The organism is Pseudomonas sp. SORGH_AS_0211 (assembly GCF_031453455.1).
In the GTDB taxonomy this organism is placed as follows: domain Bacteria; phylum Pseudomonadota; class Gammaproteobacteria; order Pseudomonadales; family Pseudomonadaceae; genus Chryseomonas; species Chryseomonas aestiva.
The window spans coordinates 4,142,426-4,152,152 of sequence record NZ_JAVIZV010000001.1 but is presented as its reverse complement, the minus strand read 5'-3'; the positions used below and the strand labels follow the sequence as shown (position 1 = coordinate 4,152,152).

11 protein-coding genes are annotated in these 9,727 nt (G+C 69.3%); 5 read left to right on the top strand and 6 right to left on the bottom strand.

Features of this window, described 5'->3' with window-relative positions; genetic code table 11:
• Positions 1-98: 98 nt before the first annotated feature.
• Positions 99-1,559 carry a YdgA family protein gene (locus QE393_RS19205; RefSeq protein ID WP_310045072.1) on the bottom strand — a complete coding sequence of 487 codons (1,461 nt, stop codon included), beginning with the start codon at positions 1,557-1,559 and terminating at the stop codon, positions 99-101.
• A gap of 272 nt (positions 1,560-1,831) precedes the next feature.
• On the opposite strand from QE393_RS19205, the gene QE393_RS19200 reads away from it, so the two are divergent.
• Positions 1,832-2,482, top strand: coding sequence for a nucleoside/nucleotide kinase family protein (locus QE393_RS19200; RefSeq protein ID WP_310045070.1), 651 nt, complete (start codon positions 1,832-1,834; stop codon positions 2,480-2,482).
• A 55-nt stretch (positions 2,483-2,537) separates the two neighbouring features.
• Here QE393_RS19200 and QE393_RS19195 read toward each other — a convergent pair whose 3' ends face one another.
• The 3 genes from QE393_RS19195 to QE393_RS19185 form a co-directional block, all read right to left on the bottom strand.
• Positions 2,538-3,071, bottom strand: coding sequence for a DUF924 family protein (locus tag QE393_RS19195; protein ID WP_310045069.1), 534 nt, complete (start codon positions 3,069-3,071; stop codon positions 2,538-2,540).
• Positions 3,072-3,110: 39 nt separating this feature from the next.
• Entirely contained in the window at positions 3,111-3,869 is a 759-nt protein-coding gene (locus QE393_RS19190) for an SDR family oxidoreductase (protein WP_310045068.1), read from the bottom strand.
• 149 nt (positions 3,870-4,018) lie between these two features.
• Positions 4,019-4,648, bottom strand: a complete 630-nt coding sequence (locus tag QE393_RS19185; protein WP_310045066.1) for a glutathione S-transferase family protein — start codon at positions 4,646-4,648, stop codon at positions 4,019-4,021.
• A gap of 76 nt (positions 4,649-4,724) precedes the next feature.
• Here QE393_RS19185 and QE393_RS19180 point away from each other — a divergent pair, with 76 nt between their 5' ends.
• Both QE393_RS19180 and QE393_RS19175 read left to right on the top strand, forming a co-directional pair.
• Complete coding sequence (locus QE393_RS19180) at positions 4,725-5,315, top strand: TetR family transcriptional regulator (RefSeq protein WP_310045064.1); 591 nt, start codon at positions 4,725-4,727, stop codon at positions 5,313-5,315.
• 37 nt (positions 5,316-5,352) lie between these two features.
• On the top strand, positions 5,353-5,841 hold the full coding sequence (locus QE393_RS19175; protein WP_310045063.1) for a GNAT family N-acetyltransferase: 489 nt from the start codon (positions 5,353-5,355) through the stop codon (positions 5,839-5,841).
• Here QE393_RS19175 and QE393_RS19170 read toward each other — a convergent pair.
• Positions 5,838-6,725 carry an alpha/beta hydrolase-fold protein gene (locus tag QE393_RS19170; RefSeq protein ID WP_310045061.1) on the bottom strand — a complete coding sequence of 296 codons (888 nt, stop codon included), beginning with the start codon at positions 6,723-6,725 and terminating at the stop codon, positions 5,838-5,840. The genes QE393_RS19175 and QE393_RS19170 overlap by 4 nt on opposite strands.
• Before the next feature lie 106 nt (positions 6,726-6,831).
• Between QE393_RS19170 and QE393_RS19165 the strand changes: the two genes are divergently transcribed.
• Complete coding sequence (locus QE393_RS19165; RefSeq protein ID WP_310045059.1) at positions 6,832-7,479, top strand: HAD hydrolase-like protein; 648 nt, start codon at positions 6,832-6,834, stop codon at positions 7,477-7,479.
• A 55-nt stretch (positions 7,480-7,534) separates the two neighbouring features.
• On the opposite strand, the gene QE393_RS19160 is transcribed toward QE393_RS19165, so the two are convergent.
• Positions 7,535-7,870 (bottom strand): I78 family peptidase inhibitor, encoded by a 336-nt coding sequence (locus QE393_RS19160; RefSeq protein WP_310045058.1) that lies wholly within the window; start codon positions 7,868-7,870, stop codon positions 7,535-7,537.
• A gap of 392 nt (positions 7,871-8,262) precedes the next feature.
• Here QE393_RS19160 and QE393_RS19155 point away from each other — a divergent pair, with 392 nt between their 5' ends.
• Complete coding sequence (locus tag QE393_RS19155; protein WP_310045056.1) at positions 8,263-9,726, top strand: alginate export family protein; 1,464 nt, start codon at positions 8,263-8,265, stop codon at positions 9,724-9,726.
• Position 9,727 lies beyond the last annotated feature (1 nt).

Here is a 9,727-nt window from a genome sequence, read left to right as displayed (position 1 = left end):
GGCATGTTGGGCTTCGCGTGGCTCAACCCAACCTACGGGGCCTGCGTAGGTTGGGTTGAGGCGGTTCTATCGTCGAAGCCCAACAGCCCAAGCATCCGCTAGCGTTTCGGTGCCTTGCCCTGGGGTTTGGCAGGCGCCGTGGGTTGCGGGCGTTCCAGCAGGGCCAGCAGCTGTTCCGGCGGCACCTCCTGGCCATTGAGCATCAGCCGTCCGGCGCTGTAGTTCAGGGTGGCCACCAGGTCCTCGCCTTCGGCCTTGAGCAGGCCGCTGTTCAGGCCGATGCCGGCCAGGGCTTCGGCGGTGGCCTGGGCCTGCTGCTGCATGGCCGGCTGGGTGCGCTGGGCGCCCGCCTGGAACAGGACACCATCCACCAGGCTGCCTCGTGCTACCGACAGGCGCGCATCGAGACCGGCCAGCAACTGGGCCGCGAGCTGCTCCGGCGGCAGATCGTAGGTCGCCGGCTTGGCCAGGGTCAGGTCCAGGCGCAGGTGGTTGCTGCCGCCGGGGGTGTCGAGACGCAGGTCATCCACCACCAGCTGGGGACGCGCGGCGAGCACATCGCCGAGGTGCTGCTGCAGGGTCGCCTGGGTGGTGGGATCGAGGCCCTGCTCGGTATCCAGCTGCAGGTGCTGCAGCAGGGCATTGAGCTGGGCCAGGGCGGGGCTGTCGAGATTGCTGTAGTGACTGCTCAGGGTCGCCTTGCCCAGGGTCTGGCCGGCGATGTCGAGTCGGCCAAGGCTGGCGTTGAGCGTACCCGCCAGCTGCTGGCCCTGCTGCCGGGTGTCGCCCTGAAGCTGCAGGTCCCGCAACTCGACCGGCGGCTTGCCGGGCATGGCCAGCAGCAGGCGGCCGAGGCGCAGCTGGCCCGGGCCGAGCCAGAAGCCATCGGCATTGCGACGGTTGTCGCCGGTCAGGCCGAAGCCTTCGGTCTCCAGCTTGGCCCAGCCATCCGGCGTGCGCACATTGAGGCTGAATTGTCCGACGGTGCTGTCCAGGCGCAGTCGGCTGGCCTCCATGTCGGTAGCGAAGGTGGCCGTCAGGCCGGAGAAGGCCACCGCGCCCTGGGGCTGGTCCAGGTGCAGGGCGGCCAGGGTCAGGCCGCCGTCCACCGCGCGGTCGTAGCCCAGGGTGGCGTCGAGCTGCACGGGTTCGGCGCCCTTGGCCAGGGTGAAGAGATCGGCCGTGAGCGGCGTGCGCGCCAGGGTGAAGCGGTTGACCGCCATGACCGGCGCCAGCTGCAGGGACTTGAGACGGGTCAGGGGGAAGGGACCGTGCTGGATGTCGTCGAGCACCCGCAGTACCTCCACGGGCGGCCGATCCTCGGCCTGCACGGTCAGGCTGAAGGTGGCGGCGCTGCTGAAGACACCGCGCTGCAGCTCGACCAGCTGCAGCTGCAAGGGGTACTCGGGCAATTGCGCCTGCAAGGCTACCTGGGCCTGGCTGGTGGCCTGGCGCAATTCGCCCTCCAGCCGGGTGCCGGTGTACCAGGCGCCGCCCACGGCAGTGCCGACAACGACCAGGGCCACACCGGCGAGGGTGGTAAGTAGCGGTTTCTTCATGGCGACCAAATCCCTTTGTAAGAGGCGCGCAGCGGCTTGCGGCCGATAGGAGGCGAAGTGTACGAGAGCGCCGGGTGGATGCCGAGGGGCCGCGGCGGTGATTTGCTCGCCGGGCTGCAGACTGTGATGGCTTTCCGGCGGCGTCGGCGCCGAGTCGACGACCGCGGCGGTGAGTGCTAGCGTGCCGCGATCCCCACTGCCGGAACCTCCGCCATGACCGCTTCCCACTGCTTGCCTGCCCTCTCCGCCGTTTCGCTGCAGGGGGTGCCGGCATGAGCAGTCAGCGTCCGGTCGATGGCCTGCAACTTCCCGCCGAACTCCTGGCTCGCGCCGAGGCGCTGCTGGCCCGGGGTGGACGCCGCCTGCTGGGCATCGCCGGCACGCCGGGCGCGGGCAAGTCGACCGTGGCTGAACTCTTGGCCGCAGCGCTGGGCGAGCGCGCCGTGGTGGTGCCCATGGACGGCTATCACCTGGCCAATCGCGAGCTGGCGCGCCTGGGTCGCGCGCAACGCAAGGGCGCGCCGGACACCTTCGATGCGCGCGGCTATCGCGCCCTGTTGCAGCGGCTGAAGACGCCGGTGGCCGGGGAGACCGTCTATGCGCCGCTGTTCAATCGCGAGATCGAAGAGCCCATCGCCAATGCCATTCCGGTCCACGCCGAGACCCAGCTGGTGATCAGCGAGGGCAACTACCTGCTGCTGACGCAGGCGCCCTGGAGCGATGTCGCCGAGGTGTTCGACGAGTGCTGGTACGTGCGCGTCGATCCCGCGGAGCGTCGCGAGCGGCTGGTCGCCCGGCACATGCACTTCGGCCGCAGCCGCGCGGACGCCGAGGCCTGGGTGGAAAGCACCGACGAGCCCAATGCGCGACTGATCGACGGCGACCGGGCGCGGGCAGATCTGGTGGTGGAGTGGCGGGGCTAGGACACCGGGTGCCCAGGGCCGCCGGCGTGTCGCCCGGCACGCCCTGAACGGCGGGTCAGAAACCCCCGCCGGCATCCAGCCAGGCCTGTTCCTCCGGCGTATTGAGCCGCCCCAGTGCCCGGTTGCGGTGCGGGAAACGGCCGAAGCGGGCGATCACCTCCAGATGGGCCTCGGCATAGCGCCGGTAGTGCTCGATGCCCAGGTCCTCGAACAAGGCGAGCGAGCGCCGCTGATCGGCCAGGACTTCGGAGTGCTCGAACGGCAGATAGAAAAAGGCGCGCAACTCGGCTGCGACCTGCTGATCCAGACCGGCGTCGATCGCCTGTCGCGCATGCTGCAGGGCCAGGCCGTCGGTGGCGAAGGCGTGGCCGCTGTGGCGGAAGATATTGCGCGGGATCTGGTCGAGCAGCAGGCACAGGGCCAGGGCGCCTTCGGCACCTTCGATCCAGTCATCGCACTCACGGCGGCTGGCAGCGAAGTGCAGGGCCTCGAAACGCGAGCGGCACTCGGCGTCGAAGGCAGGGCCGCCGTTGAACCACTGGCGCCGGCCGGCGGCGCGCCAGAAGGAGACGACTTCGGCTGGATTCATTTCCTGCTCCCTGTCTGATCGGGTTCCACGTGGAACCCCTCAGCCCCGGCCCACATAGGGCATCTTGGTCGCCATCACCGTGAGGGTCTGGACGTTGGCGTCCAGCGGCAGGCTGGCCATGTAGCGGACGGCGTCGGCGACGTGCCTGACATCCATGCGCGGCTCCACGGCGGTGCTGCCATCGGCCTGGAGCACGCCGTTGGCCATGCGCTCGGTCATCTCGGTGGCGGCGTTGCCGATGTCGATCTGGCCGCAGGCGATATCGAAGGCGCGGCCGTCGAGGGCCAGGGCCTTGGTCAGCCCGGCCACGGCATGCTTGGTGGCGGTATAGGGCGCGCTGAAGGGCCTGGGCGTGTGCGCCGAGATGGAGCCGTTGTTGATGATGCGTCCGCCACGGGGTGTCTGCTCGCGCATCAGGGCGAAGGCCGCGCGGCTGCAGAGAAAGACGCCGGTGAGGTTGGTGTTGACCGCCCGGTGCCAGGCATCCAGTTCCAGCTCGTCGATGGGCACCGCCGGGGCGCTGACGCCGGCATTGTTGAACAGCAGGTCCAGGCGACCGTAGGTGTCGCGGATGCGGGCGAACAGCGCCTCGACGCTGGCGGCATCGGTGACGTCGCAGGGTACCGCCAGGGCTTCGCCGCCCTGTTGCCGGGCTTCTTCGGCGAGCGCCTCCAGGGGTTCAGTACGGCGCGCGGCGAGGACCACGCGGAAGCCGTCCTGCAGCAGACCGAGGGCGACGGCGCGGCCGATACCCTGGGAGGCACCGGTGACGAGGGCGATGGGGTGGACGGTGGTCATGGGCGGTCCTTGGGCGGGGAAGGAGCTTCCAAGGCTAGCAGGTAGGGAGAGGGTGGTGGGCACCCCCTCACCCTGGCCCTCTCCCGCAGGGAGAGGGGATGGCTACGGTGTGTTGGGGAGGTAGGTGGTCCCTGGTAGCTCCTGTAGGCTCAGCGGAGCTTGGGGTCCGTCGGCACCAGGATCGCCTGGCCGGAGGGTCGCGCGCGCAGGCGGTCGAGATAGGCGGCGAGGCGGGGCCAGGTCGTCTGCCAGTGGAGGTCGGGCAGGGGCTCCAGGTAGTCGAGCATGGGCCCCAGCAGGGCATCGGGCAGGCTGAATTCGGCGCCGCAGAGAAAGCTCTGGTTGCCCAGCTGACGGTCGAGTACGGCCAGCGTCGCGTCGACGTCGGCCAGGGCGCGCTGCTGCTCTTCCAGCGTCTGGAAGGGGGCGGGTCGTGGCCCGGCGATCCGTAGCAGATAGCGACGGACCAGGCGGGCATCCACGGTGGTGAGCAGGGCGCTGCTCCAGGCATCCTGCTCCGGGTTGCCGCCGCGCTCCGGCGAGAGCCGACGATCGAGATGGCGGCAGATGGCGAGGGTTTCGAAGATCCGCTGGTCACCGTCGAGCAGCACCGGCGCCTGGCCGAAGGGGTGCAGCGCCAGATGGGCCTCGCTGCGCCAGGCGATGGGCTGGCCACCCGGGGCGAGGCCACAGGGTAGCTCCAGCCCCTGTTCCAGGGCATGGAGGCGCACGCTGCGCACCAGGGTGCTGAAGGCGGGACCGAAGAGATAGGGCGTCATGCTGCAGGCTCCTTGCAAAGAAGGCCGCATGCTGGCAAAGGAGACCTTATGTTCAAGAACATAATCCGGAGTAGCCATGGCCTGGCCCCTTGATCAGCGCGAGCGGACCCGCCAGCGCATCCTCGACAGCGCCGCCCGCCTGTTCGCCCTCCGGGGCTTCGATGCGGTCGGACTCGATGACCTGATGGCCGACGCCGGTCTCACCCGCGGCGCCTTCTATCACCACTTCCGCACCAAGACCGAGGTCTATGACCAGGCCATCGCCCATGCCGCGCGGATCGGCAGTGCCCGGCTCGACGGTCTCGGTAGCGAAGGCCTCGGGCAACTGGTCGAGCATTACCTGAGTCGCGAGCATGCCGAAGGCGAAGCGCTGCGCTGTCCGCTGGCCTTTCTGGCAGCCGACGTCACCCATCGGGGGGCCGCCATCCGTGGCAGCTATACCCGCTTCTTCGCGCGCTTCGTCACCCGGCTGGAGCGGGATCTGTCGGGGCCGCCGGCGCGGCGGCGCACCCGGGCGCTGCAGCTGGCCACCACCCTGATCGGTGGTGTGGCCCTGGCGCGGGCGCTGGATGACGAGGACCTGGCCGAGGAACTGCTGGCGGCCTGTCGCCAGGGGGCCCAGGACCTGCTGGACGAGGGCAGCGATTTGGCAGCGGCGGCCGGCTAGGCGACACTGGCGGTTCCTTGGTCCGCCGGAGTCATCCATGCAGATTCGCCCCCTCGCCGCCGCCGATTTCGAGCAGGTCTGGCCACTGATCCAGCAGGTCGCCCAGGCCCGGGAGACCTACGCCTACGACCCGGACATGACCCGCGACGACGCCTGGCGCCTCTGGGTGGAGCTCCCGCAGGCGACCTTCGTCGCCGAGCGCGACGGTCAGCTGCTCGGCAGCTACTACCTCAAGGCCAATGCCATGGGGCCGGGCGATCACGTCTGCAACTGCGGCTACATGGTCGCCCCCGCCGCCCGCGGCCAGGGCGTGGCCGGCGCCCTCTGCGAGCACTCCGTGCAGGTGGCCCGAGAACTGGGTTTCCAGGCCATGCAATTCAACTCGGTGGTGGCCAGCAACCAGGTGGCGGTGCGGCTCTGGCAGAAGCACGGCTTCGAGATCGTCGGCACCCTGCCCAGGGCCTATCGCCATGCCAGCCTCGGGCTGGTGGATTGCCTGGTGATGTATCGCTGGCTGGCGGACTAGCGCCACTCGCTCAGCACGGCCTGCAGCGAGGCCGGCAGCATGGGGCCGTGGCCCAGGCCTTCGAGAACCTCGTAGCGCACCCGGATGCCGGGGAGCTGGCCGAGGCGGTCGGCCAGGCGCCGGGTGGCATCGGTGGGGACCTCGCTCTGGAAATGCGCGGGCAGTTCGCGTTCGGCGCCGCCCTGCAGCAGCACCAGGCGGGCCGGATGGGCCTTGAAGCGCTCCTTCAGTTGCTGGTCGTCTTGCGGCAGCACGGTGGGACTCCACCACAGCGAGGGGCTCACGGCGTAGCCCTGGGCAAAGGCGTCCGGGCGGGTGAGCAGGGCGTGGAGGACGAAGAGACCGCCCAGGGAGTGACCCCAGAGTGCGCGCTGGCCCTGATCCAGGGGCAACTGCCGGGCCACTGCCGGTTCCAGGCGCTCCAGCAGCCAGGCGAGAAAGACGTCGGCGCCGCCGGTGGCCAGCTCGCGAAAGCGCTCGCTGCTAGGCGCGGACGGCGTGTAGTCGTAGGCCCGGCCTGGGCCGTCGATGCGCTTGCCGCCCGTGTACCCCACCGCGACCAGCACGGGCGGCTTGGGCCGCTTGGCCAGGGTATCGAGCAACTCGGCGTTCAGCCCGCCCAGGGCGGCGTTGCCGTCGAGCAGATAGAGCACCGGATAGCCAGCGGCCGGTGCCGGGGTGGCGGGTCGGGCGATCCACACCTGGTAGTGGCGGGCGCCGTCGACGGAATCCAGCTGGAGTTCGCTGAAGGCATAGCCGTGGCCCGGCTGCTGCAGCACCTGGGCGTCCATGGGCTGATCGATGGGGCGGGCCTGGCCGGGAGCGGCGAGGGCGAGCAACAGCGGCAGGGCCAGCCAGGCGCTGTGACGGACGGAACGGGGCAAAGGCGGCATCGGCGAACAAGACTCATTTCCAATGGAGCGGTCGAGCCTACCGATCTCTGTTCCCGCTCGCCATACTGGCCAGGATTTCCCGTTGCCAGGACATCCCATGCATCACCCCCATCTGCTGTTCGATCTCGATGGCACCCTCACCGATTCGCGCCTGGGCATCACCCGGGCGATCCAGGTGGCGCTACGCGCCGAGGGGATCGAGGAACCCGATCTGCGTAGGCTGGAGGTCTTCATCGGCCCGCCGCTGCTGCAGAGCTTCATGACCCATTACGGCTTCGACGAGGCGCGGGCCTGGCGCGCGGTGGAGGCCTATCGGGGGTATTTCCGCGCCACCGGTCTCTATGAGAACGAGCTCTACGTGGGCATCCGCGAGTTGCTGGCCGAGTTGCAGGCGGCCGGGCGGCGGCTCTATCTGGTGACGGCCAAGCCGCGGGTGTTCGCCGTGGAGATCCTCCGGCACTTCGCCCTGACGGAATGCTTTACCGCCGTGCATGGCAGCGAGCTGGACGGTACACGCGCCGACAAGACCGAACTGCTGCGTTTCGTGCTGGAAACCGAAGGCCTGGCGCCGGAGACCTGCCTGATGCTGGGTGACCGCGAGCACGACCTGATCGCCGCTCGTGCCAACGGCGTGGCGGCGGTGGCCCTGGGCTATGGCTTCGGCAGCCGGGAAGAGCTGGAGCGCCATGGCCCGGCCTTCCACTTCCACAGCGTAGCGGCCCTGCGCCAGGGCTTCGGCCTCTAGCCGGGCGCACCGACCTGCGCGGCAGGGGCCGGCAGGTCGTGGGGCGCGCCGGGGATCAGCCGCAGGTGGCGGTCTGCACCACCAGGCTGGCGCTGGTGGTGATGGTCAGGCGCTGGGAATTGAAATCCATGGTCATGGGGTCCTGCGGACGGACCACGCGGACGACCTGGGCACCGGCGCGCTGCCGACCTTCTTCGGCCAGGGCCGGGGAGAGGGCCTTGCCGACCAGATCCTGGACCGCATCGGAGTTGCAACGGCCACTGCTGCCGACGGCGCCGCTCGGGGCCGAGGAGGTCGCCGCCGGGCTGCTCTGGGTTTCATGCGAGCCGCAACCGGCCAGCAGGGTGAAGAGCGCGGCACCAGCCAGCAGGAGGGGAGTCTTGGAGCTCATGAGTTCGCCTTTTCGATCGTGAGAGAAGGAACCTTAACCCGTACGGGCCTCCTCATGGACCCCTCAAGGGCGGGCATTGTTACAAAGCGCGATACAGAAGACGTTGAGAAACCTGGCGGACCAGTCGTCCTGCAGGAATAAAGTTAATAAAGATAACTTTCGGTAATCGGCCAGATTCAGCCTGGATGGCTTGATCCATTTCTGCCATGGACCATCATCGAACCAGGGCCAACCGCCCCCCGGTGACGACAACAACAACAAAGGGACACCCGCCATGTCAGCTCGCTATCCAACCACCCTTCCTCCTGACCGCTACCCGATCCGCGCCCGCGAGGCCCTGATCCGCGCGCCCCGGCGGCGCCTTCCGCTTCCTCAGTCAGGACGGTCATCTCATGTCTTTTTCGCGCTCGCTTCCGGCCCGCGCACGGGCCCGCTCGTGCCTCGCCTTTACCACGCTCGCCTCCTTGCTCGCCAGCCAGGGCCTTCTGGCCGCGCCTTCCACCACCCTGGAAAGCGCCCGGCCCAAGCCGCTCAACAGCCTGGAGACGGCGCGTCCCCTGCCGCCCGGACCGCCGCGCTGGGCCGAGGACTATCGCTTCCTCGACGATCCGGCCAAGCGCACCGATCCCTTCGACGGGTTGCGCTACCAGCGCCTCGGCGATTCGGCCTGGCTGCAGACCGGCGGCGAGGCGCGCTATCGCTTCGACAGCATCCGCAATCCGGTCTTTGGCCGGCGCGGGGTGGCTACCGACCACTACATCCAGCAGCGCCTGCAGCTGCACGCCGACCTGCACCTGTTCGACGATGCCGTGCGCGCCTTCGTCCAGCTGGAAAACACCCGTGCCTGGAACAAGGCGCTCTACGGTCCCTACGACCAGAGCCGCACCGAGCTGCACCAGGCCTTCATCGACCTCAACACGCCGCTGGCCGGCGGCACGCTGATGACCCGCATCGGTCGCCAGGAGCTGGGCTATGGCAACCAGGCCTTCGTCACCTACCGCGACGCCCGCAACATCCGTCTCAACTTCGACGGCCTGCGCCTGGCCTGGACCCGCCCGGACGGCTACCGGCTGGACGCCTTCGGCCTGAGGCCCGTGGTGACCGGCGAAGACAGCTTCGACGACGGCTCCAACAATGCGGTCAAGCTCTATGGCCTCTACGGCACCCTGCCGCTGGCCGGACCGCTCAAGCTGGATGTCTACGGCTTCGGCCTGGAGACCGACCAGCGCACCCTGGATGGCCTGACCGGCGCGGAAAAGCGCTACACCGCCGGCTTCCGCCTGTTCGGCAACGCCGGTCCCTGGGACTGGAGCTGGGACCTGGCCGGGCAGGGCGGGCATCTGGCCGGCGCCCGGATCCGCGCCTGGGGCCTGAGCAGCGAAACCGGCTATCGCCTGGGCGGCGCCTGGAAGCCGCGGCTGGCCCTGCGGGTGGACGCCGCCAGTGGCGATCACGGCCCGGGCGACGACCGCGTCGGCACCTTCGATCCGCTCTATCCGAAGAACGGCTTCTATGGCGATTCCGGCCTTACCACCCTGGCCAACCTCTATCTGGTCGGCCCGCTGCTGACCCTGGCGCCGCGCCCGACCCTGCAGCTGGAAAGCGGGCTGTTCGGCGTCTGGCGGCAGAGCACCGCAGACGGCGTCTACCTGCCGGGCATGACCACGGTGCCGGGCACCGCCGCCAGCTCGGCGCGCAAGGCCGGCACCCTCTGGCGCAACAACCTGCGCTGGATGCCCACCGCCAACCTGACCCTGGACCTGGAATACAGCTACTTCCAGGCCGGCGCCGCCGTGCGTCAGGCCGACGGCGACGACACCCGCTTCCTGATGGCCGCCACCACCTTCCGCTTCTGAG